Annotated in this window: 16 protein-coding genes and 1 pseudogene; 4 read left to right on the top strand and 13 right to left on the bottom strand. The window is 72.5% G+C overall.

Features of this window, described 5'->3' with window-relative positions; all coding sequences use genetic code 11:
- Positions 1 to 65 precede the first annotated feature (65 nt).
- Positions 66 to 902 carry an IS5/IS1182 family transposase gene (locus B207_RS0118705; protein ID WP_018638110.1) on the bottom strand — a complete coding sequence of 279 codons (837 nt, stop codon included), beginning with the start codon at positions 900 to 902 and terminating at the stop codon, positions 66 to 68.
- 328 nt (positions 903 to 1230) lie between these two features.
- Complete coding sequence (locus B207_RS0118710) at positions 1231 to 1983, bottom strand: ABC transporter ATP-binding protein (protein ID WP_018638111.1); 753 nt, start codon at positions 1981 to 1983, stop codon at positions 1231 to 1233.
- A gap of 235 nt (positions 1984 to 2218) precedes the next feature.
- On the opposite strand from B207_RS0118710, the gene B207_RS0118715 reads away from it, so the two are divergent.
- A complete protein-coding gene (locus tag B207_RS0118715) occupies positions 2219 to 4873 on the top strand; it encodes an ABC transporter permease subunit (protein WP_026311207.1) in 2655 nt (884 codons plus the stop codon).
- Positions 4874 to 4961: 88 nt separating this feature from the next.
- On the opposite strand, the gene B207_RS0118720 is transcribed toward B207_RS0118715, so the two are convergent.
- Positions 4962 to 6122, bottom strand: a complete 1161-nt coding sequence (locus tag B207_RS0118720; protein WP_026311208.1) for an alkaline phosphatase PhoX — start codon at positions 6120 to 6122, stop codon at positions 4962 to 4964.
- Between the two features lie 691 nt (positions 6123 to 6813).
- Here B207_RS0118720 and idi point away from each other — a divergent pair.
- Positions 6814 to 7497: an isopentenyl-diphosphate Delta-isomerase gene (gene idi, locus B207_RS0118725; RefSeq protein WP_084692208.1), complete on the top strand. Its 684-nt coding sequence runs from the start codon at positions 6814 to 6816 to the stop codon at positions 7495 to 7497.
- Positions 7498 to 7560: 63 nt separating this feature from the next.
- On the opposite strand, the pseudogene B207_RS0118730 reads toward idi, so the two are convergent.
- A pseudogene (locus B207_RS0118730) lies at positions 7561 to 8268 on the bottom strand (collagen-binding domain-containing protein); the annotation flags it as partial.
- A gap of 445 nt (positions 8269 to 8713) precedes the next feature.
- Here B207_RS0118730 and B207_RS0118735 point away from each other — a divergent pair.
- Positions 8714 to 9904, top strand: coding sequence for an acyl-CoA dehydrogenase family protein (locus B207_RS0118735; RefSeq protein ID WP_026311210.1), 1191 nt, complete (start codon positions 8714 to 8716; stop codon positions 9902 to 9904).
- A gap of 123 nt (positions 9905 to 10027) precedes the next feature.
- Here the strand turns inward: B207_RS0118735 and B207_RS0118740 are convergent, their stop codons facing one another.
- The 8 genes from B207_RS0118740 to B207_RS0118775 all read right to left on the bottom strand — a co-directional run bounded on the left by B207_RS0118740 (position 10028) and on the right by B207_RS0118775 (position 19984).
- On the bottom strand, positions 10028 to 11107 hold the full coding sequence (locus B207_RS0118740) for an acetamidase/formamidase family protein (protein WP_018638117.1): 1080 nt from the start codon (positions 11105 to 11107) through the stop codon (positions 10028 to 10030).
- A 93-nt stretch (positions 11108 to 11200) separates the two neighbouring features.
- Complete coding sequence (locus B207_RS0118745) at positions 11201 to 12007, bottom strand: GOLPH3/VPS74 family protein (RefSeq protein ID WP_018638118.1); 807 nt, start codon at positions 12005 to 12007, stop codon at positions 11201 to 11203.
- A 149-nt stretch (positions 12008 to 12156) separates the two neighbouring features.
- Positions 12157 to 12933: a ferredoxin reductase gene (locus B207_RS0118750; protein WP_026311211.1), complete on the bottom strand. Its 777-nt coding sequence runs from the start codon at positions 12931 to 12933 to the stop codon at positions 12157 to 12159.
- Positions 12903 to 13502, bottom strand: a complete 600-nt coding sequence (locus B207_RS0118755; protein WP_026311212.1) for a molybdopterin-dependent oxidoreductase — start codon at positions 13500 to 13502, stop codon at positions 12903 to 12905. Before B207_RS0118755 ends, B207_RS0118750 begins: the two co-directional genes overlap by 31 nt.
- 356 nt (positions 13503 to 13858) lie before the next feature.
- Entirely contained in the window at positions 13859 to 15037 is a 1179-nt protein-coding gene (locus B207_RS0118760; protein ID WP_018638121.1) for an ABC transporter substrate-binding protein, read from the bottom strand.
- Between the two features lie 378 nt (positions 15038 to 15415).
- Positions 15416 to 18067 carry a HelD family protein gene (locus B207_RS0118765; protein WP_018638122.1) on the bottom strand — a complete coding sequence of 884 codons (2652 nt, stop codon included), beginning with the start codon at positions 18065 to 18067 and terminating at the stop codon, positions 15416 to 15418.
- A 197-nt stretch (positions 18068 to 18264) separates the two neighbouring features.
- Complete coding sequence (locus B207_RS0118770) at positions 18265 to 18927, bottom strand: HhH-GDP family DNA glycosylase (RefSeq protein WP_018638123.1); 663 nt, start codon at positions 18925 to 18927, stop codon at positions 18265 to 18267.
- 115 nt (positions 18928 to 19042) lie between these two features.
- Positions 19043 to 19984 carry an alpha/beta fold hydrolase gene (locus B207_RS0118775; protein ID WP_018638124.1) on the bottom strand — a complete coding sequence of 314 codons (942 nt, stop codon included), beginning with the start codon at positions 19982 to 19984 and terminating at the stop codon, positions 19043 to 19045.
- A 199-nt stretch (positions 19985 to 20183) separates the two neighbouring features.
- On the opposite strand from B207_RS0118775, the gene B207_RS0118780 reads away from it, so the two are divergent.
- Positions 20184 to 21395 (top strand): acyl-CoA dehydrogenase family protein, encoded by a 1212-nt coding sequence (locus B207_RS0118780; RefSeq protein WP_018638125.1) that lies wholly within the window; start codon positions 20184 to 20186, stop codon positions 21393 to 21395.
- 301 nt (positions 21396 to 21696) lie between these two features.
- Here the strand turns inward: B207_RS0118780 and B207_RS0118790 are convergent, their stop codons facing one another.
- The gene (locus B207_RS0118790) at positions 21697 to 23040 is read right to left on the bottom strand and encodes a hypothetical protein (RefSeq protein ID WP_230205102.1); all 1344 of its coding nucleotides are present in this window, start codon (positions 23038 to 23040) and stop codon (positions 21697 to 21699) included.
- Positions 23041 to 23293 lie beyond the last annotated feature (253 nt).

The raw sequence follows: 23293 nt of genomic DNA on the forward strand, positions 1-23293 counted from the left end.
TGAACCTTTCCCGGTAACCTGTCGTCGCTTTCGGTAGCGACAACTCCGTGTGTGTGGGTTGACCTTCAGGTGGTGCGTTGGTGCTCCATGTGGAGCAGCACGAGGCAGGCCTTCGCGACGGAGCCGATCTGCCAGGGGTCGATCGTGACGTTGTGCAGGACGCCGAAGGTGCCCTTGAGTAGGGCGTTTCCACGTTCGCCGACGGCGCGCAGCGCGTTGTGGATCCTGTTGTGGCCTTTCTGTTCGTCGGTGAGGGTGCCACCCTTCGGCTTCTTGAACGGGATCGCGAGCGGGCCCTCCTGGGTCGCGCACCCTTCGTAACCAAGGTCGAACAGGACCCGGTGGAGCTCGTCGCCTGTCCACTCCCGCAGGACCCCGATCGCGCCTGAGGCACGCAGCGCGGTCAGGTCGTGCTCCCGGCCGGGCCGGACGTCGGAGACCCACAGCGGGAAGCCGTCGTCCGGGGCGGTGACGACCTGGATGTTGCCCGCGTGGTTGTGGGCCTTCTTCGACCACCACAGGTCCACGCCCTTCGTCGGGCCGGGCATGGACAGGCGGTCGGTCTCGACGAGGGTGCCGTCGACGATCACATGGTCGTAGCCGGCCATCTTCGCGGCGATCAGGGCATTGCGCAGGTCAGGCGCCTGCCAGGCCAGCAGCGCTCGACCCTCGTGGATCGCGCGGTAGCACACGCTCCTGCTGATCCCGTGATCCTCGCAGAGTCTTCTGACCTTGGTGCCGTCGCAGAACCAGCGGATCACGACCGTGGCCTGGTCGGCGCAGCCGAGCTTCCGGGTCCCGTTCCGCGTGCCGATGCGCTCGCGTTCCGCCGCCAGGATGCGGACCAGACCCCAGAACGTGTGATCGCTGACGGGCAGGTAGGAGACATATGGGATGCTCATCGCGACGCGGGGCCTCTCGGAAGTTGATCTGTGGAAGGACTACTTCCTACCGAGGCCTCGCGTTTCGTCGCCTACCACCCCCGACGCACCGCCCGTCCGTCACTCACAGCAACCAAACGCGGAGCGTGACGACTCGTTACGGGGAAAGGTTCAGTGGTCTGGCGATTCTCCCCAGCATTTCCAGCCCCCTCCTTGTGGACGAGTTACAACAGGACACGAATGTTGACAGCAGAAATGCGCGCGGAAATCCACGCCGGCAGCACCGTCCCCACCCACGGAAACGTCCGGCGGGAACGGTGCCGGCGAGAAGGATGCCGGCGGCGGCCGTTCAGGAGAGATAGCGGGCGGCGAGACCGTCCAGATCGGCGAGCCAGCGGCTCGCGGTTCCTTCGTCGACGATTTCGCCGCGCCGCATGACATAGGCGCGGTCGGCCCGGCTCAGCACCGCCCGTGCGTTCTGTTCGATGACGAGCACCGCGACCCCGCGGTCGGCGGTGGCCCGCACCGTATCGAGTAGGCGCTCACGTACCAACGGTGCCAGACCGAGGGAGAGCTCGTCGATCAGCAGGAGGCGCGGGGCCCGCGCGAGGGCCAGCGCGAGGGCCAGCATCTGCTGCTCGCCGCCGGAGAGCAGGGCGGCGCGGTACCGCGAGCGCCGCGCCAGCGCCGGGAACAGCTCGATCGACTCCGGGCCGCCGCGGACGAGGCGCAGTGACTGCCGGACCGTCAGCCCGGGGAAGATGTGCCGCTCCTCCCCCATGAAGGACACCCCCTGCCGGGCGCGCCGGTGGACGGGGACCCGGTTGCACGGCTCGCCGAAGAGGCGGACCTGGCCGCTGGTGGGCCGGCGGTAACCGGCCAGAGTGCGCAGCAGAGTGGTCTTGCCCGCGCCGTTCGGGCCGAGCAGCGCGACCACCTCGCCCGGGCGCACCGCGAGATTGATGTCGCGCAGCACCGGCACCCGCCCGTAGCCGGCCGCCAGCCCCCGCGCCTCGATCGCGGGGGTGGATCCGGAGTGCACCGAATACTCGGGACGCCCGCCCGGAACCATCGCCGTGCCCTGTGGGCCTTCGTCACCCATACGCGATCCTCCGCACTCTGAGAGCAATCATCCGGGCGGGCACTCGAAGCCCGCGAAAAGCCGCCCTGGGGACCGGGGGCGGCCGCCGCCCGCGACCCTCAGATGGGGCCTTGCGAGTGAGTGCTCACGAGCTTACGCTGCTGGTCGGGGGTCCGCAACGGCCTTCACAGCGACAGCCGAGGCGAGCAAAAAGGGACCATTCGGTCACTTCTCGCCCCTATGTACCGGGGGTGTCATGGATCCGCGGACCATCCTGCAGTTCGCACTTTTAGGTCTTGGTGTCGGCGGCGTGTACGCGGTTAGCGCCGTCGGGATCGTGGCAATACACCGCGGTTCCCGGACCATCAACTTCGCGCACGGCGGGATTGCCCTGTGGGGCGCTCTGGTGTATTACTGGTTACGCGACGATCATGGGATACCGGACATCCCCGCCGCGTTGATCACCCTGCTCGGGGCGGCCCTGTTCGGCTGCCTCGTCTATCTGCTTGTCATCCGGTTCGTCCGGCACCGCACCCAGCTCTCGCGGATGGTCGCGACGCTCGGTCTGCTCGGCCTGCTGATCGGTCTGGCCCACACTGCCTTCGGAAACGCGGCGCGGGTGCCCGACAGCTCCTTCCCGTCCGGCGGGGTGGACGTCTTCGACCAGACGATCCCCTCCGAGCGGATCATCATCTTCGCGATCGCGGTCGTGGTCGTCCTGGCACTGTCGTTCTGGTCGGCGACCGCCCGGCTGCCGCTGATGACGCGGGCGATGGCGGAACACGAGTCCGCCGCCGCGGCGCTCGGTGCGTCACCACACCTGCTGGGTGCCTTCAACTGGGCACTCGGCTCGGCGCTGGCAGCCGCCGGTGGCATCCTCGTCGCGCCGATCGTGGGGCAGTTCGACACCGCGATGCTCACCGTGATGGCCTTCGCCCTGGCGGCCGCCCTGCTCGGTCGGTTCGACAGCTACCTGTTGGCCCTGGCCGGCGGCATCGCCCTCGGCGTCGGCGAGAGCGTGGTCACCCATCTGGTCGCGGAACACGTCCCGGAGCGTTTCCAGATCGGCTGGCCGCAGACGGTGCCCTTCGTCGCCGTCATGGCGATCCTCGTGCTGCGCAGGGACGGTGCGAGCAACCGGCTGCCCGCCGTCCCCGCCGCGCCGGTCGCCGCGGGTCTATTCCGCCCGCTTCCCGCGGCTGTCGCGCTCGCCGCCGCGGCCGGCGTGCTGCTCCTCGGTGACGCCCAGTGGCGGGACGCGGCGACGCTCTCGATCATCTTCGGCATCCTCGTGCTGTCCCTCGTCGTCCTGATCGGCTACGCCAACCAGGTCAGCCTCGCGCAGATGACCGTGGCCGGCCTCGGCGCCTACGCGGCCGTCCGCCTCGACCTGGACCTCCACCTGCCCTTCGTGCTCGCCCCGGTCGCCGGTGCCGTGGTCGGCGCGCTGGCCGGGCTGCTCGTCGGGCTGCCCGCGCTGCGGGTCCGCGGCATCAACCTCGCCATCCTCACGATGGGCATGGCCGTCGCGATCTCCGGGGTGCTGTTCGACAGCACCCACTACACCGGGGGCATCACCGGTTCGCAGCCGCACCCGCCGACGGTCTTCGGCCTGGAGGTGGACGCGGCGCGCCATCCCGGCCGGTACGGTTTCGTCGCCCTGTTCTGGCTGGTCGTCGCGGCCTGCGCGGTGGCCGCCGTCCGGCGGTCCGCGCTCGGGCGGCGACTGCTGGTCGTGCGGACGAACGAGCGGGCCGCCGCGTCCGTCGGCATCAGCGTCGCCCGCGCGAAGCTCTCCGCCTTCGTCATCTCCTCGGCGATGGCCGGTGCGGCGGGCGTGCTGCTGGGGTTCCGCAGCTCCTCGGTCACCTTCACCCAGTTCTCGTTCCTGGAATCGATCAATCTCGTCAGCCTGGCGGTGATCGCGGGGGTCACCTCGGTCACGGGGGGCCTGCTCGGTGGGGTGCTGGCCTTCGGTGGCCTGGTGTACCTGGTGATCGCCAACCTGCACATCGGCTTCGTCACGGAGAACTACGCGACGATCTTCGGTGCGGCGCTGGTCGTGACCGTTCTCGTGCATGAGAACGGGGTGGCCTGGCATCGGCGTTTCCAGCACGACCCCGCTCCGGTCCCCGACGGGGAACAGCCGGCCCGGGCCGGTGCGGAGCTGGCCACGGTGGGGGTGTCGGTGCGCTTCGGCGGGGTCTCCGCCGTCCAGGACGTCACCCTGCGGGCCCTGCCCGGTTCGGTGACCGGGCTCGTCGGCCCGAACGGCGCCGGCAAGACGACCCTGCTCGACGCGATCGGCGGCTTCGCCGCCACCCAGGGCGGCCAGGTCCTCCTCGGCGACAGACCCCTGGGCGGCGAGGGCGCCGACACCCGTGCCCGGTCCGGGCTGGGCCGCGTCTTCCAGGCCGGCGAGCTGTTCGAGGATCTCACCGTCGCGCAGAACCTGCGCGTCGCCGCCGAGAACGCGGGTGGCACCGACGGCCGGCTCCCCACACCGGCACGGGCCGCGCTGGAACGGTTCGGGCTGACCGACGACCTCCCCCGGCTCCCCACCGAGCTCCCGATGGCGAAGCGCCGGCTCGTCGGCATCGTCCGCGCCCTGGCCAGCAACCCCGCGGTGGTACTGCTCGACGAGCCGGGCGCCGGCCTTTCCATCACCGAGATCCGCGAGCTGGCCGCGAACCTGCGCGAGCTCGCCCACGGCTGCGGCCTCACCGTGCTGGTCGTCGATCACGACATGGCGCTGGTGATGTCGGCCTGCGACCGGATCGTCGTCCTGCACCAGGGGCAGGTCCTGGCGGCGGGCACGCCCGAGGAGGTGCAGGCCGACGCGACGGTCCGGGAGGCCTACCTGGGCGAGGCCGTCGAACCGGTGGTCGCCGGCCAGGCGTCACCGCAGTGACCTGCGGCGACACGTACTGCGGCGACGTACTGCGGTGACGTACTGCGGCCCCGGGACGGGCGGGTGGCCGTCCCGGGGCCGGTCGGGCTCAGGTGCGGAACGGGCCGGTCACCTCGAAGGTGATGCCGCCGGAGGACGAGCCGGTGGTGCCGCGCTGGGAGGAGAAGTAGAGGCGGGAGCCGTCCGGGGAGAAGGCCGGGCCGGTGATCTCCGATGATCCGTGGCCGGACAGGCGCAGGATCGGCGCCACCACCTCGGTCGGCGTGATGATGCAGATCTCCAGGTTGCCGCCGTCCTCGGCCACGTAGAGATCGCCGTAGCTGGAGCCGGTGATGTTGTCGACACCGGTCAGCGGTGCGGTGCCACTGACCAGGGAGTCGTCGTAGGTCAGCTCGAACGCGTTGGTGGCGCAGTTCAGCTTCCAGACCCGGTTGTCACCCTTGGTGGTCCACCAGACGGTGTTGTTCGCGTAGTAGACGCCCTCGCCGCCGTTGAAGTGCTTGGCGGCGGAGACCTGGTTGCGCGTCGCGGTCGGCGATCCGTCCGGATCCGGCACTGTCTGCCACGTCGCCGTGCCCGAGGTGGCGGACGCGGAGGCACACAGGACCTCCAGGGTGCCGCTCGACAGGTTCCCCCAGGTCGTGGGCCTGAAGCGGTAGAAACAGCCGCTGCTCTGGTCCTCCGTCAGGTAGATCACCTGGCGGACCGGGTCGCAGGCCGCGGCCTCGTGGGCGAAGCGGCCCATCGCGGGACGGGCCACCGCGGCCGCGCCGGTCGCCGGGTAGGTCTCCCACACCCGCCCGGTGGACGTCTCCTCGCAGGACAGCCAGCTCCCCCACGGCGTCGCTCCGCCGGCGCAGTTGCTGCTCGTGCCGGAGAGCAGCCGCTGGGCGGAGGTCACCGTCCCGGCCGAGTTGAAGCGCAGGACGGACGCGCCGCCGGACCCGCTGCCCACCTCGGAGTTCGACACGTACATCCACCCGGTGCCGTTCGGGTAGCAGGCGCCGCCGTCCGGTGCGCTGTGCCAGGTGTAGCTCGTGCCGGAGACGGTCTGACCGGACCTCGCGACGATTCTGCTGGTAAATCCGGATGGCAGCCGAACACCGTTGGCATCGGCCGCGAGCAGTGCCCCGTATGGGCTCGTTCCCGGCTGCGCGGGAGCCGCCATGGCCACCTCCAGCGCGGTTGCCGAGAAAGCCATCGCACCCGCTCCGACGAACGCGGAACGTAGGAATGACCGCCGGTCCACCATCTATCCTCCAGAAACTCGGAAGCTTTGTCGGCAAAAGCGCCGAACGCCTCGGGGAACGATAGTGATCCCGACCGCGAGCGCACCACCCACGAATCGATGAACGTTGGGCCCGGCCGGCTACGATCACCGAAACATCGCGCTAATACGGCGCGCGGAGGGCATTCGGCCGCCCCTGGAACGGGCCGGGCGGGCAGGGCCCTCCCCCTGGGGGCGACTCCACTCCCGGGTAGGTGCGGTACGCACCCCGAGCCCTCCGAGGTGCCATCGGCCGGTGCCCCGAACGCGACCGCGGCGATCATCGTGACCTGGGCCGCGGCCGGGGCCGTACCCCGGCCGTACGGCCGGTCGGCCCGGCGGCCGGGGCCGTGGTGGCCCGGCGGCCGGGGGATGATTGTCCGGAGAAGACGGCACGGTGCCGAGAAGCCGCCGGAGATGTGTCGCCATCACGACACGACGGCACAAAGAAGCATCCCGGAGAGACGTGCGTTCTTCGGCCCTGGCGGCACCCGGGGGCGTACCTGGCGACCACACATGGCTTCTACCTGCACAGGATGCGGGTGGGCGGGCGCGAATACGCCTGCGCTCGGCGGCCGGCCCGCCACCGGAACCATATTTCCGGTCGCCCCTCGGACAACATCGGTGCGGAAAGTCACGCGACCTCGGTGCGCGCCCTGGATAAAATGCCCGCATGGCTACCGCGAATCATCCTGGGCCTCAGGATATGATTTCTCGTCCACATGACTCACACAGGTCGGGCGGGGCGGCAGTAAAGACGCCGGAACTCGTCATCCTACTCAGTCCGTCCGGCGAGGTCGTGGGCACCACTCCGAAGGCCACGGTGCACGGCCCGCAGACTCCCCTGCACCTGGCCTTCTCGTCCTACGTTTTCGACAACCTCGATCGCCTCCTTGTCACGCGGCGGGCCCTGGAGAAGCGGACCTGGCCGGGGGTTCTGACCAACACCTGCTGCGGCCACCCGGCCCCTGGCGAGGATTTCCGGGAGGCCATCACCCGGCGCCTACAGGAAGAGCTCGGGCTGCAGGCCGGGCCCATCGAGCTGGCTCTTCCGACGTTCCGCTACCGGTGCGTCATGGACGACGGAACGGTGGAGAACGAGATCTGCCCGGTCTTCTTCACCCGAACCTCCGGCCCTTTCCAGATCAATCCGGAAGAAGTGGCCGAGGCGTTCTGGCTGCCGTGGTCGACGTTCGTCGACGACGTGATGAGCGGTGCGCTCACCATCTCGCCGTGGGCCCGGCTCCAGGTGGAGCAGCTCCGGACCCTCGGGCCGTCGCCGCGGAACTGGCCGAGTGCGTCAGACGACGAGCTTCCGGCGGCGGCCCGGCAGATCCGGACCATCACCGCGGAGTGACCGGCCACCGGCCCTTCGCCCGCTCGACCGGGCGCGCCTTCGCGCGCCCGGTCGAGAGCCCGGTCAAGGACCCGGTCGAAGGGCCCGGCGGCACACCGCGATCAGCCCGTCACGGACACCGGGTCGCTGCCCAGCGGGCTCGTTCCCGCCGGCGGAAGCCCTCCGGCACCACCCACACCACCGGCGACACCCCCGCCAGCTCATCGCGCACGGCGATAGCACGTGCCGGGACGGCTCGTTGCCCTGCCAGCTGACGTTCGGCACGTCCCAGACGTAGTCGCCGGTGACGGCGACGTTGATGACCAGTGTCGTGGCGTCGGACGGCTGGACGCCGCCCGGCGCGGGGTTGATCACATCAAGGCTGGCCAGCTGGTCACCCGTCAGGTTGAGAATGTTCTGGCCCGGCTGCAGCGGGATTGTCGCGATCGGGTCGGTGCTGTTCCACGGCGCCAGCCCGTTCTGGTCCAGCAGGGTGATCGTGGCGGCGCAGCCGGCGATTTCCGTGTTCAGGTCCCGGTAGGTCGAGAACAGGCTCGGGAGATCTAAGCCGCTCGACCCCGCGACGGACTCGGCGGGCTGCGGCGAATTGACGATCAGTGCTGGGGTGGTTCCCGCGTCGCCACCCGTCGGCACCACTCTGATCACGCCGCCGAGCGGCAGGACGGTCGCGTTCGCCAGGTTCCCCACCTTGGCGTACGAGTTGTTGAGGACGGTGAGGCCCCCGCCGGGCAGGCTGCCCGCGAAGTCGAGCTGCCCCTGCACCACGAGGGACGTCGGCGCGGCCCACCGGGATGCCGCCCACCGGGATCATGACCGAACACCTCGTCGCGGCGGACCACACCACCTACGCCAGCTAAATGATCACACAGAGTAATAATCGTCAGGCGAATGCTGGACGGGTGTGTCCACAGCCGGCAGTCCGGTAACCAGGACACCTCGTCAGACCACCGTCCGGAAGCGACTGATTGCCGCTCCCGGAGGGACGGACTAGGTTCCGGGCTGACGGCATCCACGTCGACAGGAACGTGCCGCGGCGGGACATCCTCCACCGGGGCCGACCGCCCGCCACCCGCCCGCCAACCGTGCGCGACCGAGCGCGCCGGCCAGGCCAACCAAACGAACGAGCAACGCGTCTAATCCCAACAACAGCACGAAGCCAACGCACCATGACACACCGACTCGTCCACTGGACCGACCGACCACCCGGGGGGACCTCTTGAGCCTCGTGTTCTCCGACGAGCAGGAAGAACTGCGCCGCGCCGTCCGGTCCTTCCTCGAGCACACCTCGCCGGAGACGGAGGTGCGCCGGCTGATGGAGACGACCGAGGGCTACGACCCGGCGGTCTGGCGCCAGATGGCGGAACAGCTGGGCCTGCAGGGGCTGCACGTCCCCGAGGAGTACGGCGGCGCCGGCTTCGGCTACGTCGAGCTGGGGATCGTCCTGGAGGAGATGGGTGCGCGGCTGCTGTGCGCGCCGTTCCTCGCCTCGGCGGTGCTCGCCACCGGCGCCCTGCTGGCGGCGGACGACCCGACCGCCCGCGCGGAGCTGCTGCCCGGCCTGGCCGGTGGCACGACCATCGGCACGCTGGCGTTCGCCGGCCCCTCCGGCCGCGCTGACACCGGTGCGCCCACCGGGCTCGCCCCAGCTTCGGTGACGGCTCCGGCTCCGGCTCCGGCCTCCGCTCCCACGGACCGCCTGATCACCGCCACCTCGTCCGGCCCGGCGGGTGCCTACAGGCTGCGCGGCACCCGGCACTTCGTGCTGGACGGTGCCGTCGCCGGTCTGATCCTGGTGACGGCGTGGGCCGACGGTGGTCTCTCCCTGTTCGCTGTCAGCGGCGACGCGCCGGGCCTCACCCGCTCCCCGCTGCCGGTGATGGACCTGACCCGCAAACAGGCGGACCTGACCTTCACCGACACCCCCGCCCGCCTGATCGGCGCCGAGGGCGCGGCCGGCCCGGTGCTCGCCCAGGTGGTCCTGCTCGCCTGCGTCGCGCTGGCGAACGAGGGCGCCGGCGGGGCACGCGCCGTCCTCGAGCAGGCGGTCCACCACACCCGCGAGCGCCTCCGGTTCGGCCGGCCGATCGGGTCGTTCCAGGCCGTCAGGCACCAGTGCGCCGACATGCTGGTCGCGGTCGAGGGGTCGAAGTCCGCCGCCTACCACGCGGCCCGCGTCGCCGACTCGGGGAAGGCCGAGCGGCTGGCCCAGGCCGCGTCCCTGGCCAAGGCGTACGTCGGCGAGGCCTACTTCTCGGCCGCGGCGGAGAACATCCAGATCCACGGCGGTATCGGCTTCACCTGGGAGCATCCCGCCCACCTGTACTTCAGGCGGGCGAAGACATCCGAGCTGATGTTCGGCGACCCGGCCCACCACCGGGGCCTGCTGGCCGGCCAGCTCGCGATCTAGCCTCGGTCACGGCACCGGCAGGGCCGGCGGCACCAGCAGGGCCGGCGGCGCCGGCGGTACCAGCGGCGGTACCAGCGACACCGCGGTACGGCAGCGCGGCCCCGGACCCAGGGCCCGGGCCGCCTACCAGGCCGGGAAGTCGCGTTTGCGGATCAGGCAGTGCACGCCCTTGACGTCGTCGACCACCTGGCTGACCACGAAGTCCGCGGCGGCGGACAGGTAGCTGTAGGCGACCATCAGCGGGACGTCCCGTACCTCGCCCAGCACTCGCAGCGCCTCGCGGACGGCGAGGCGCATCGCCTCGTCGAGGTCGTTGTGCAGGCCGACGGCGATCCAGTGCTCCGGCGTCTCGCCGAACGGGCCGCCGGTGCCGGCGCCGAGGGGTGCCGCCACGTCCGCGCTGAGAACGGTCAGCCGCACCGTCGTCCGCAGCGACGCCTCCAGCGCGGTCAGGGACACCTCCCCGTGCCCCTGGGCGAAGTGCGGGTCGCCCGTGTAGAAGCCGGCACCGGGGATCTGCACCGGCAGGTAGAGAGCGGTCCCGGCCACCAGGTCGCGAACGTCGAGGTTCCCGCCGAACGCCCCGGGCGGGACGGTGTTGAGCGCCTTGTCCCCCACCGGGGTGATCCCGGTGAGGCCCATGAACGGCGCGATCGGGAAGGTGATCTCCCGTCCGGCGCCGTACCGCATCACGGCCCGGCCGGCCGCCACGTCGACCGCGCAGAACTGGCTGTAGCGGTCGGTGAGCGACCCGTCCTGGTCGACCGGCAGCTCGCCGGGCAGCGCGCCCCGGCCGTGCCGGCTGGAGACGAGGCCGTAGGGCACCCGCGGGCGCAGCTCCAGGTACTCGACCCTGAGGATGTCGCCGGGCCGGGCCCCGTCGACCTGGATCGGGCCGGTGACGACGTGCGGGCCGTCCAGGCCCCGGTAGTGCTGCGATTCCCGGGCGATGTCGATCGCGTCGAGGAGCACCGCGTCGGTGTCGACGTCGAGGCCGGCCCAGAAGGCGGCCGGGTCACGGCCCTGGTCCTCCATCAGCCCCTCGTGCGAGACCGTGTCGATGGTGACCGTCGACCCGGACGCCACCTCGAGCACCGGCTCGGTCGCCGCGGTCGGCAGGCGGCCCCACGTGACCGTCTTCGGCGACGACGCCACGTAGTGCTCGCCCGGTACTTCCCCGTACCCACACTGCAGGACGGACATGACGCGCTCCCTCGGTACTCGTCCGCGCCCCGGCCCCGGACCACCGGTGCCTACAGCGGTCGATTCACGGCCATCCCACCAGGAAACCGCACGTCACGTCCCCTCTGAGCGCGCGGTCTCACACCTTGGGGGCGGGGCGGCCGCACCTGGACCACCAGATCGGGCCACCGGACCCGCCACCGGACCGACCGCTGGACCGACCGCTGGACCGACCGCTGGACCGACCGCCGGTCCGGTGGGGTCATGGCCGGCGAGGGCACGGGCGGCGTGGCCCGCCAGCACGGTGAGCACTCCGAGCTGGCCGGCGAACGCCCGGCGCTGCCCCGCACTCACCAACGTGATCACGTCGCCGGCCGCGGCCAGCGCGACGAGGCGGACGAGGTCCGGATCGGCGTCCGCGGGGGCGACCTCACCGCGCAGGACCGGGCCCGCGGCCCGGTTCACCGCCCGCACCTCGGCCCGCGGCAGCAGGACCACGGCGGACGTCGGGAACACCCCGAGCGCCCGGCCCCGGGCGACCCGGAGCCAGCCGGCGGCCTCCAGATCGTCCCGGGTCTCGACGACCGCCGCCCGGTGCTCGTGCCCGATCCAGTCGGCCCAGCTCCGCGCGACCGGCGCGTCCTTGACCTGGCGGTACACGGCCGCGACGAGCGGATCGGCCCGGCCGCTGCCGCCGCGGGGGGTCGGCCCGGAGCCGGCCGCCCGGCCACCCGGTGGCGCGGCGGCCACCTGGACCCGGCCCTCGTCGTCGACCAGCCAGCCGTCCGTCTCCAGCTCGACGAGGGCGGCGGCGCGCAGTGCCCGGCCGAGGCGCCGGTTCGGATACAGCTGGTCCTTCTCCAGGTTGTAGGCAAGCAGGTAGAGCCGGGCGGGCAGCGAGGTCAGCGGATCAGGTGTCACCCCACCTGCCTACCGGACCCGGCCCCGAACGCCTGTCCGGCGCCCGACGACCGACGCCTGACGCCTGATGTCCGACATCCGACACCTGATGTCCGACATCCGACGCCTGACGTCCGACGCCGTTTCGGGAGACGGGCACCGCGCGTGCCCTACCCGCGAGCGCTGGAACCGCTCGGGCCGAAGCGTTCGGTGCGGATGCGCGCGGGATCGTGGCCGATCTCCACCAGCGCGCCCGCGACCTCCTCGACGAAACCGGTGGGCCCGCACACGTAGCAGGTCGGCCCGAAGTCGGGCGGCCAGCCGGCGGCGGCGAGATCCTCGGCGCGCAGCCGGCGCGGCGGCGACGTCCAGTGGTCGGGCACGGCACGGGTGTAGAAGCGGGTGACGTCCAGCCCCGGATCGCGGCCGGCGGCGTCCCGCAGCTCGGCGGCGTAGTACAGGTCGTCCGGGGCGCGCACGGAGCAGATCAGGCGGAACGGCACCCGGCTCCCGGCGGCGCGGCGCGCGCGCACCATCGCCATCAGAGGCACCAGGCCGGACCCGCCGGCGACCAGGAGCACCGGCGCGGTGTCAGCTGGGCGCCAGACGAACCAGCCACCGACGGGGCCGCGCAGCTCCAGGGGGTCGCCGACCGAGAAGACCTCGGTCAGATACGGGGAGACCTCACCGCCGGGCACCTTCTGGACGGTGAGCTCCAGCCGGTCACCGTCGGCCGGTGCGGCCAGCGAGTAGCTGCGGCGGGTGCTGTAGCCGTCGGCGGCGGTGAGGCGCAGATCGACCCGCTGACCGGCGAGGTGCCCGGGCCAGCCGGGGACCTCCAGCACCAGCGTGCGGGCCGTGGACGTCTCGTCGCGCACCGCCACCAGCCGGGCGACGCGCCAGGCGAGCCGCTCCTTCAGTCGCCCTGGTAGCGCTGTTCCAGCCACGGATCACCCCGGTCGTGGTAGCCCGCGAGCTCCCAGAAACCCCGCTCGTCGCGTTCGAGGAGCCGGATGCCCCGCACCCACTTGGCCGACTTCCAGAAGTACAGGTGCGGGACGAGGAGCCGCGCCGGGCCACCGTGCTCCGGTTCCAGCGGCGCGCCCTCGTAGCGGTGCACCACCCAGGCCTGGCCATCCAGCAGGTCGGTGAGCGCCATGTTGGTGGTGTATCCGCCGTAGGAGTGCACCAGGGCGAACTCGGCGGACGTCTCCACCTCGCCGAGCAGCGTGTCCAGGCTGACGCCCTCCCAGGACGTCCCCAGTTTGGACCACTGCGTCACGCAGTGGATGTCGACCGTGGGCGACTCGCTGGGCAGCGAGAGGAAGGCGGACCAGTCCCAGCGGTGCTCGGCACCGGTCTCGGTCGTGATCGTGAACTCCCAGCCGGCCTGCGGCACCCGCGGGGTGGGCCCGGCCGACAGCACGGGGAAGTCGTCGGTGGCGTACTGACCCGGTGGAACGGACTCCCCGGCGGAACGGGGCCGGCCCTGGAACCCCGGCGAGACGATGCCCACGTACGACACCTATCACGGAACCGGCTGCCCGCGCGGCGCAGACGGTCATCCCGCGGCAGACGATCATCCGCCACTGGTCCGGCCGTGGCCTGTGGTCTGTGGTCGGCGGTCGGTGGGGCGTCGCCCGGGGTCGGGGGGTCCCCGGGCGACAGTCGGATCTTTCCATCACTCACGGCGCATCGACAATGACGGACAGCTGTGGCCTCGCCACCTCAGGACGTAGGTCCCAGGGCGAAGGTCCTTTCCGTAGTCCATAGACCTGCCGAAGGACGCCCTTTGATCCTTGACATCGAGCCTCGCGACCGCCCGACCGCCCGCCGCGCGCGGCGCTTCGTGGATCATGGGGTCGTCCGGGGTCAGGTTCCCAGGATCCCACAGCGGGGTGCCGGCCGAAGCACCTCGAAACGCTGCCCGTCCGGCGCCACCCGCAGGAAGGTGTAGCACCGTCCCAGCTGACCGAAGGACGTCGTGAAGTCGATGGGCGCGGGCAGCAGACCGCCCGCGGAGTAGTCGCGCACGGCCCGCAGGCCGTCGAGGAAGCGCTGGCGGGTCGGGCAGGGCCCGGCCTCGGCGAGGCCGCGCACGAACATGTCGGCCGCGATCCAGCCGGACAGGGATGCCTGGCGGTTCGGCGGCTGCATCTGCGGCGCGTAGCGGCCCATCGCCGCGAGGAAGGCACGGTGGCCGGGCAGGTCCAGCTCGAACGGCTGGTAGTCGACGAAGAGGTTGACGTTGAGGTCCCCCAGGAGCGAGCCGAACGCCTGCAGCAGGCTCTGGTCGTAGCCCGACGGCGACAGGACGACCCGCAGGTCCGCCCCGGCCGCCTTCGCGCCCAGCACGACCTGGCCGAAGGCTCCGCCGGTGACGGTACCGACCAGGGTGTCCGCCCCGCTGTCGCGCACCTGGTTCCCGACCACGCGCAGGTCGATGGGGCCGGTCGCCTCCACGGTGCCGACGACCCGCACGCCGGCGCCCTCCAGGCTGGCCCTCAGCTCCTCGGCGAGCTCACCGGACGCGGCCGAGAGAGTCGAGACCGCGATCAGCGCGGAGGTCCCGCCCTGGTCGGCCACGAACTCCCCCCAGGTCGAGACGGAGACCCCGTCCGCGATCATGTTCGAGTAGCTGAACATGTTGTCGAACCTGGTCCAGGCGGCGTCGAGCGAGGTTCCCGTGACCGGGACCCCCAGGTCGTGCAGGTACTCCGCCGAGCCGTCCGACGCCACGGTCGACTCCATGATCCCGAAGACGTCCTGCTCCTCGACGAGGCGCTGGGCCGCCGTCCGGTTCACGCCGGGCTGCGAACCGTCGTCCTGCCAGCGGTAGGCGAGACTGCGTCCATGCACGCCACCGTCGGCGTTCACGACACCCAGCCGAGCGTCCACGCCGGCCCGGAACGGGCCGAACAGCGAGGCGGCGTTGCCGGAGTCCGGGTACAGCAGGCCGAGCCGGACCTCGTCGCCGACGATCCCCGGTGACGGCGGGCAGGACGGATCCGAGCGACTGGGCGCCGGCGGCGGCGCGCCATCTCGGGACACACATGAGACACACGCCAACCCGACGAGCAGTGCGGCCACTCCGGCCCGCGCCGCCCGCCAGCTCCCCACCAGCCAGGATGCGCGCCGGCCTCGGCGCGCCGGCCGGGCGGCTACGGGATCACCGGCACCACCACGGCCCGTCCCAGGTCTGATACGCACAGCACCAGAGTGACCCACGAAGGTCACCATCAACGCCTAACCGTTGATTCTGTGAACTTCCACCTTCAGGCCAATTCCCGCGCAACCCTTCCGCGGGTCGCTCGACGACGCTCCCGCCCCGACGACCGCGCCCACGCTGACCTGGTAAGGACCCGCACGTCCCCGGATACCCGCCCAGGCCGGCCGGCCTGGGCGGTCGCGCTCACCAGAGCAGTGCGCTCACCAGAGCAGATGGAGCTGGCGCCCGCCGGCACCCGCACCCGCATCCGCGGACAGGTCGGCGTCGGCAGCCACGCCGGCGTCCCCGGCGCCGGTGCTCCCGGCGCTGGCGGCCTCGGCGCCGGTGCTCCCGGCGCTGGCGGCCTCGGCGCCGGTGCTCCCGGCGCCGGTGGTGTCCGGTGGCGCATCACCGCCGTGGGGCCTCTCCGGCCCGGTGGCGGGCGGAGGCACGTCGCCCTCCTGTTCCAGGCCGTGCAGCACCGCGGGGAGATCACCGGCGTACACGACCGTGAGCAGGCGGGTGGCCCGGGTCAGCGCCACGTACAGGTCCGCCAGGCCCCGGGTCGGCCCGGCCAGGATCTCGGCCGGCTCGACGATGATGACGGCGTCGAACTCGAGGCCTTTCGAGTCGGCGACAGTGAGGACGGCGACGGGGGCGTCCAGCAGCCGGTCGGCCGCCGTCCGTCCCCGGTCGGTGCGGGTGGAGGCGCCGGAGGTCTCGGGCTCCCGCGGTGCCAGCAGAGCAGGGTCCGCCGCGTGCAGCGCCCCGCGCACCGCCGCGACCCGCCCGGGCGGGGTGATCACCGCGGTCCTTCCGCCCCCGACCTCGTCCGCCGCCGCCCTGGTCTCGGCGACCACGCCACGCACCAGTGCGGCCTCGTGGCCGGCGCGGGTCGTGATGGCGGCGCCGGAGACGGTCCGGACGGCACGGGGACGCCGGCCGACGGAGCGCACCGAGAGCGGCGCGGCGGCGGCGGGGTCGGCGGCGGCCAGCACACCCGCGGCGACGTCCATGATCTCGCTGGGGGTCCGGTAGTTCACGGTGAGGCGCTCGACGGCGTAGTGGGTGACGTCCCGGCCGAGCAGCTCACCCCAGTTGCGCGGCGCCTGCGGGCGGGCGGCCTGCGCCAGGTCGCCGACGAGGGTCGCCGTGCGTCCCGGGCAGCGTCGCCACAGCAGCCGCCACAGCATCGCCGAGACCTCCTGGGCCTCGTCCACGATCAGGTGCCCGTACGTCCAGCTCCGGTCGGTGCTGGCGTACTCGGCGGCGCTGCGGCGCTGGCGGGGGGCCGTCCAGCGCTCGGCGACGGCGTCGGCGTCCAGCCGGTCGTCCAGGCCGAGCATCTCCAGCACTCCACGGGCGTACTCGCGTTCCGCCGCCCGCTCGGCGTTCGCGCGACGGGCCTCGTCGCGACGGGCCTTCTCCTCCGGGTCGCCGAGCAGTTCGGCCGCCTCGTCGAGCAACGGGACATCCGCCGGCGTCCACGCCGGAGCGGGCGAGGCGGCGGGGGTGGCGGGAGTGGCAGCGCTCGCGCCACGGCGCAGCAGGCCGCGCTCCTGCGCGGTGAGCCGGGTGCCGGCGGCGCGGGCGAGCCGGTCGGGCGAGGCGTAGAGATCGGCGAGCAGCCGGGCGGGGGTGAGCACCGGCCACAGGTCGTTGAGGGCACGACGGATGCTCTGGTCCGCCCAGAGGTCCGCTCTGATCTCCGTGCGCTCGTCCGGGTCGAGTAGCCCGTTGGGCAGCTGCGCGATCACCTGGCTGGTCAGGGCGCTCAGCAGTTCCCGCAGGAAGATCTGGCGGGCCGAGTTGTGCGGGCGGCGGCTGCGCCGCGCCCGGGTGCGGGCCCGGACGACCGTGTCCCGGTCCAGGTGCAGGTCGTGCTCGTCATGTCGGAGACGCAGCACGCGGGAGGGGACCCGCTGACGGTCCCGGACGGCGCCGGCGATCACGTCGGCCATCCGCGCGTCGCCCTTGAGCACGGCGGTGGCGACGGGCTCGTCCCCGGTCGCGTCCACGCCGGGGAACAGCCGTCCCGGCGTCGCGAAGACCACGCCGGTCTCCCCGAGGGAGGGCAGCACCTGCTCGATGTAGCGGAGGAAGACCGGGCTGGGCCCGACCACCAGCACGCCGGAGCGCAGCAGCCGGTCGCGGTGGGTGTAGAGCAGGTAGGCGGCGCGGTGCAGTGCGACCGCGGTCTTGCCCGTTCCCGGGCCGCCGTCGACGACCAGGACGGCGTTCGCCGCGGCCCGGATGATCCGGTCCTGCTCGGCCTGCAGGGTCGACACGATGTCGTGCATCCGCCCGGTACGCGGGGCCGACAGCGCCTCCAGCAGCATCGTGTCGCCCGAGGCGGGCGCCTGGGCCTCAGCGGCACCGGCGGCACCGGCAGCCCCGGCGGCGCCCTCGGCCGCGGCGACGGTGGCCGCACGCGGGTCCAGCGGGTCGTCGGCGATGCCGGTGACCCGGCGGCCGCGGGTGCGCAGGTGGCGCCGACGCACCAGTCCGCGCGGGTCGGCGAGGGTGGCCTGGTAGAACGCGGTGGCGACCGGTGCGCGCCAGTCCACCAGGATGGGCTCCTGCTCCCGGTCGGTCAGCCCGATCCGCCCGATGTAGGTGCGGCGTCCCTCCGTGTGGTCCATCGCGCCGAAGCACAGCCGGCCCTCGGCTGCGTCCAGGCGGGCCAGGCGGTCGGCGTGGGTCGCGGCGAAGACGTCCCGTTCCACGATCGACTGCGGCGTCCCCGTCCCGGCCTCCATCAGGACCTGCCGGAGCTGGTCGCGGGTGGTCTCGCGGATCTCGTCGAGGCGCGTGTAGAGGGTGTCGACGTAAGCCTGCTCGTACGCAAGCTCGGAGTCACGAGTCGTCGGCACCGGATGTCCTTTCCACTCGGCGGTGGGATGCGTGTCGGGGGCGGCTGCGAGCGACCAGCGCTGCCCGCTGACAGCCCACCACACCGCTGACAGCCCACCACACCAGGATCATCCCGCCTGCCAACGCCCCGGCCACGACGTGTCCCGTTCGCCGCCCCGCCGCGCCGGGCGGACCCGGCACCCACCCCGGCCCGCGGTCACCCTCCGCGTGCCGCCGCCTGCCGCACGTCGTCGGCGTCGTGCTCCAGCCGGGTGCGCACGAGCGCCGCGACGAGCCGCGGGACATCCTCGCGCTCGACGAGTTCGGCCAGGTCCCGCGGGTCGGTCGGCAGGCCCAGGTCGCCGGCGGCAGCCCGCGCCCGCTCGTCGACGTAGGGCACCAGCTCGTCCCAGGCCGCCTGCGCCTCGCGGAGGAAGATGTCCGCGCCGACCGGCCCGATGCCCTTGATCTGCTGGAGCAGCTCCCGTTCGCGGTCCGGCGTGTGGTCCGCCGCGTCCCGCAGCCGCCGGATGTCGCCGTCGTAGGTGTCGAGCAGGTAGCCACAGGCATCCGCCAGTGTCCGCGAGGTGCTCTCGTCGTAACGGGCGTAGCCGGACCGGTTGAGCACCCGGACCCGCTCGGCCCAGCTCGCCTCGCCGAGGGCCGCCGCCGACGTCCAGCCCTGTTCGCGCAGGGCCCGGAACGCGTCGACCGCCGTCGACGTGCGGATCGGCGCGCTCGCCAGCAGCGCGAAGAGCAGGAGACCGAACATGCCCTCGGCCGTGTCGGCGGGGACGTCCACGTCGATGTCCTCGGCGTAGGTGCGGCCGTGCCGGGCGAGCAGCTCGCGCAGGATCGCCTCGCTGTCAGTTCCAGCCATGACCCTGGGCTACCCGCGGCCGAGGCCCCCGACTCCCGGCTGTCAACCCCGCGCCGGCCATACCAGCCCGCAGTGGGCGACGGACGGGTCCCGGTGGACACCCGGGAGCCTCCGCTCAGCCGGCGAGGAACTCCTCGATCAGTCGGACGAGTTCCAGCGGCCGGTCACTCTGCACCGAGTGGCCCGCCCCGTCCACCACGGCGGTGCGCAGCGCCGGCAGCCGGCGGCGGAACTGCTCGACGTCGTCGTCGTGGACGAACGGTGACGCGCCGCCCCGCACGAGCAGCAGCGGCACTGTGATCGCATCGACCTCGTCCCACAGCCGCGTCATGGCGGTCATCTGGTCGGCGCCGCCGGGGCTGGCCAGGTCGTAACGCCACGCCCAGCGGCCGTCGGGCTGCCGGTAGGCGTTGTGGCGAACCCCGCGGCGCACCCCCGAGGCCGGGCGGCGCGGGCTCAGCGCGATCGCGGCCTGTGCCATCTGTTCGAACGACTCGTACGTCGGCGGCCCGCCGACCAGCGCCACCGCGCCGCGCTGCGCCGTGTCCATCGCGCGGACCCGGTCCGCGGACTGTGGCGTCACGTCGACGAGGATCGCGCTGCGACACAGGTCCGGCCGGGTCGCGGCGAGGTGGATGGTGGTGGCGCCGCCGAGCGACATGCCGACGACGACCCGTGCCGCGGGCGCCGCCACCCGCAACGCCTCGGCGATGGCATCCGCGTTCGCCCACGGACCGTAGTCGTGGTCGTCACGCCGGTAGGAGCGGCCGTGCCCGGGCAGGTCGAAGGCGATCGCGGGACGCCCCAACGCGAGCACCACCGAATCCCAGGTATGCGCGTTCTGGCCGCCGCCGTGCAGGAACACGAGTTCGGGCTCGGCCGTGCCCCAGCGGAGGTGGCTCAGCCACCGGCCGGGCTCGACCTCGACCTGGCCGCGGGCCGCCTCGGGGCGCCCCGTGTAGGGAATCCCCAGCTCCTCGGCGTTCTCGTGCAACAGCCCGAACTCGTCGTACTCGTCGGTCTCGGGGTTGCTGTCGACGCCCGGCTGATCGGCCATGGTCCCGCCTCGCTCTCGTCCGCATCTGTTCGGCCGCCAGGTCCGATCCGGCCCGGCGGCCGACGGGCCGCGTAGGGAGAATGTAGGACCGATCGGGCGCGACACGCGCCGATCCGGCCGGTCGGACGCAGTTCCGGTTCTTCCGCCACGCGGGACGGGGCCGAAACAGGCCGGCACAGGCCGACGGAAGGAACCCCTCATGGGCTTCAGTCTTGATCTCACGGACGAACAGACCGAGCTGCGATCGTGGGTGCACGGCTTCGCCGAGGACGTCGTGCGCCCCGCCGCCGCGGAGTGGGACGAGCGGGAGGAGACCCCCTGGCCGATCATCCAGGAGGCGGCGAAGATCGGCCTGTACACCTTCGACACCCTCTCCACCCTGTGGTTCGAGCCGACCGGGCTGTCGCTCCCGATCCTGTCGGAGGAGCTGTTCTGGGGCGACGCCGGCATCGGCATGTCGATCATGGGGACGTCGCTGGCGATCGCCGGCCTGGCCTCGTCGGGCACGGTGGAGCAGATCGGCGAGTGGGTGCCCGCCTGCTTCGGGGACGCCGCCGACCCGAAGGTCGCCGCCTACTGCGTCTCCGAACCCGAGGCCGGGTCGGACGTCTCCTCGATGCGGGTCCGGGCCCGCTACGACGAGGCGCGGGACGAGTGGGTCCTGGGCGGCCAGAAGGCGTGGATCACCAACGGCGGCATCGCGAATGTGCACATCGTCGTCGCGTCGGTGGACCCCGAGCTGCGGGCGCGCGGCCAGGCCTCGTTCGTCATCCCGCCCGGCACGCCCGGGCTCACCGCGACCCGCAAGATCAGGAAACTGGGCCTGCGTGCCTCGCACACCGCCGACGTGTTCCTCGACGACGTCCGGATCCCGGGCCGGTGCCTGCTCGGCGGCAAGGACAAGCTGGACGAACGACTGGCGCGGGCCCGTGAGGGCACCCGCTCCGCCGAGCAGACCGCGCTGCGCACCTTCGAGATGAGCCGCCCGACCGTCGGCGCGCAGGCGGTGGGCATCGCCCGGGCCGCCTACGAGTACGCGCTCGACTACGCACGTACCCGTGAGCAGTTCGGACGTCCCATCATCACCAACCAGGCCATCGCGTTCGCTCTCGCCGACATGCGCATGGAGATCGACGCGGCCCGGCTGCTGATCTGGCGGGCGGCGTGGATGGGCCGCAACGAACGCCGCTTCGAGGCCGGCGAGGGCTCGATGTCGAAGCTCAAGGCAGGTGAGGTCGCGGTGTGGGCGACGGAGAAGGCGGTGCAGATCCTCGGCGGCGCCGGCTACAGCCGGGAGCACCCTGTCGAGCGGATGTACCGCGACGCGAAGATCTACACGATCTTCGAGGGCACGTCGGAGATCCAGCGGCTCGTGGTCGCCCGGGCGATCTCCGGGATGCGTCTGACCTGACCGGCTCCCATGCCCGCCCGCAAGGGCGAGCATGGGACAACTTCTCGCACCAGTTACACAAAAACCAGCAAGCTACGGGGTTCGCGGGCCGCTGGCCGGCTTGGATCAGGCACAGGCCGGATCGCCGACGCGGAATCGGGGGCGATGTTCGGGGGCATCAGCCACGTCTGGCGGTCCGGCCGAGCCGATCAGGGCCGCGGGCCCGGTCGGCGCCCGGCCGTCCGGCGTCGGCACACGGTCGTCCGGCGTCGGCACACGGTCGTCCGGCGTCGGCACACGGTCGTCCGGCGTCGGCACACGGTCATCCGGCAGGGCCCGTGGGCAGCGCGGACACGTAGGCCACACTGGCGTGGCTGTCCACCGGGCGGCCTGCCGCGTCCACGCAGCGGATGGTCGCGGTCAGGTCGGTGGGCTCCGCCCCCGTCTCGTCGGCCTCTCGCGCCCAGTCGTCGGCCGAGCACCGTGAGGTCGCGTCGCCGTACGCCGTCACTCCCAGGAAGTCCGGGCCGCGCCCCACCCCGGGGAAGACCACCTCGTAGACACCGACCTCGACCCGCCGGACGGTGTTGACCGCCCCGGCGCTGTTGGCCGAGTAGCGACCCCACGCCTCGACCGGATCACCGAGCGGCGCCGGCTCCACCGGCCCGTCGCCAGTCGTCACGCCCGTGAAGACGTGGGCGAAACCGCCCGCCCCAGCCGGCAGCAACGCGTCCCGGTCGGTGTAGAGCAGTGCGAACGGGGTGTCAGCCCAGGTCGCACCGTCGGTGCAGCCGACCAGCACGGTCTGCCGGTCGCCGAGGACCTCCCGGTCGAGGGGGTTACACCCGGCCGCGCCACCGCCGATCGCGTTCAGCTGGAGGTTGTTGCCAGGGCGCACGAACTGGGCGCCGACGAGGTCGACGGCGTAGCGGCCGGTGGCCACCCGGCGGACATCGACCCGACCCGGCCCGGCGACGCTGTACTGGTCGGGATCCAGCGGCCCGGCAGCGGCGGAGCCGTCGTGGCGCAGATAGGCGTACGGCCCGCCGTCGCCCGTCCCCACACGGCCGGGCGGCGCGTGGGTGAACAGGACCGCGAACCGCGAGTCCGCATACGCACCGGACGGGTCGCGGCAGACCAGCGCGACCCGTTCGTCGAGCCGTTCGTCGAGCCGCTCACCAGCCCGCGCGGGCGCCGCCCGGCCGCTGCCCGCCGCGGTGGCCGCCACGGCCTCGTCTGCCTCGTCTGCGGACTCCCGCACCGCCTGCCAGTCGGTGACATGGCAGTACGCCCCGCCGTCGGGCGGCGTGCCGATCGACGTGGCCAGGGCCACCCCCCGCCCGCCCGCGACCCCGATACCGGGGAAGGTGACCTGGTAGCGACCGACCTCCGTTCGGGAGATCACCGGCCTCGCCGCGGCCAGCGCGTCGACGACCTGCCAGCTCCCCGCCGCGGCGCTGTCGGGCGCCTCCAGCGGCGCGGCCGGCGCGGTGACCTCCGAGCGCAGGTAGCCCCAGACCGGCCCGCGAGGATCCGCCGGGCCGGCAGTGCCCTGGATGACCGGTGCGTCCCGGGCGGCCGCGGTGACGATCAGCGTGATGCCGCCGGCGAACGCGAGGACCGCGAGAACCGCGCTGGCCACCGTCGCCCGATTCCAGTGCGGCACGCATCCAGCCCTTCGCTTCCCGGGCGCGCGGGGGAGAACGGCACCCACCCCGCCCCGGAGGCGAGGTATGTCGGAAAAGAGTCCCACATCCAGTCCCTATCCGGACACCGGTGCGTACCCGGCCGGCATTACAGTGTTGCGTTGCCTGCTCCGGAGGTTCCTTTCTGATTCCGCCGGAACGGTGCCGGGATCCGCTCCCGCGGAACTGGTCAGGTGCCGTCACGGCACCGGCGACAAAACGATGATCTTTTTT

This window comes from Parafrankia elaeagni, assembly GCF_000374165.1.
Lineage (GTDB): Bacteria > Actinomycetota > Actinomycetes > Frankiales > Frankiaceae > Parafrankia > Parafrankia elaeagni.

What these genes read in the sequence shown, in the direction of transcription:
- B207_RS0118740 (WP_018638117.1), bottom strand. Translation starts at nt 11,107, where the DNA reads ATGTCCGTCCTGCAGTGTGGGTACGGGGAAGTACCGGGCGAGCACTAC.
- B207_RS0118715 (WP_026311207.1), top strand. Translation starts at nt 2,219, where the DNA reads ATGGATCCGCGGACCATCCTGCAGTTCGCACTTTTAGGTCTTGGTGTC.
- B207_RS0118775 (WP_018638124.1), bottom strand. Translation starts at nt 19,984, where the DNA reads ATGGCCGATCAGCCGGGCGTCGACAGCAACCCCGAGACCGACGAGTAC.
- idi (WP_084692208.1), top strand. Translation starts at nt 6,814, where the DNA reads ATGGCTACCGCGAATCATCCTGGGCCTCAGGATATGATTTCTCGTCCA.
- B207_RS0118780 (WP_018638125.1), top strand. Translation starts at nt 20,184, where the DNA reads ATGGGCTTCAGTCTTGATCTCACGGACGAACAGACCGAGCTGCGATCG.
- B207_RS0118770 (WP_018638123.1), bottom strand. Translation starts at nt 18,927, where the DNA reads ATGGCTGGAACTGACAGCGAGGCGATCCTGCGCGAGCTGCTCGCCCGG.
- B207_RS0118705 (WP_018638110.1), bottom strand. Translation starts at nt 902, where the DNA reads ATGAGCATCCCATATGTCTCCTACCTGCCCGTCAGCGATCACACGTTC.
- B207_RS0118710 (WP_018638111.1), bottom strand. Translation starts at nt 1,983, where the DNA reads ATGGGTGACGAAGGCCCACAGGGCACGGCGATGGTTCCGGGCGGGCGT.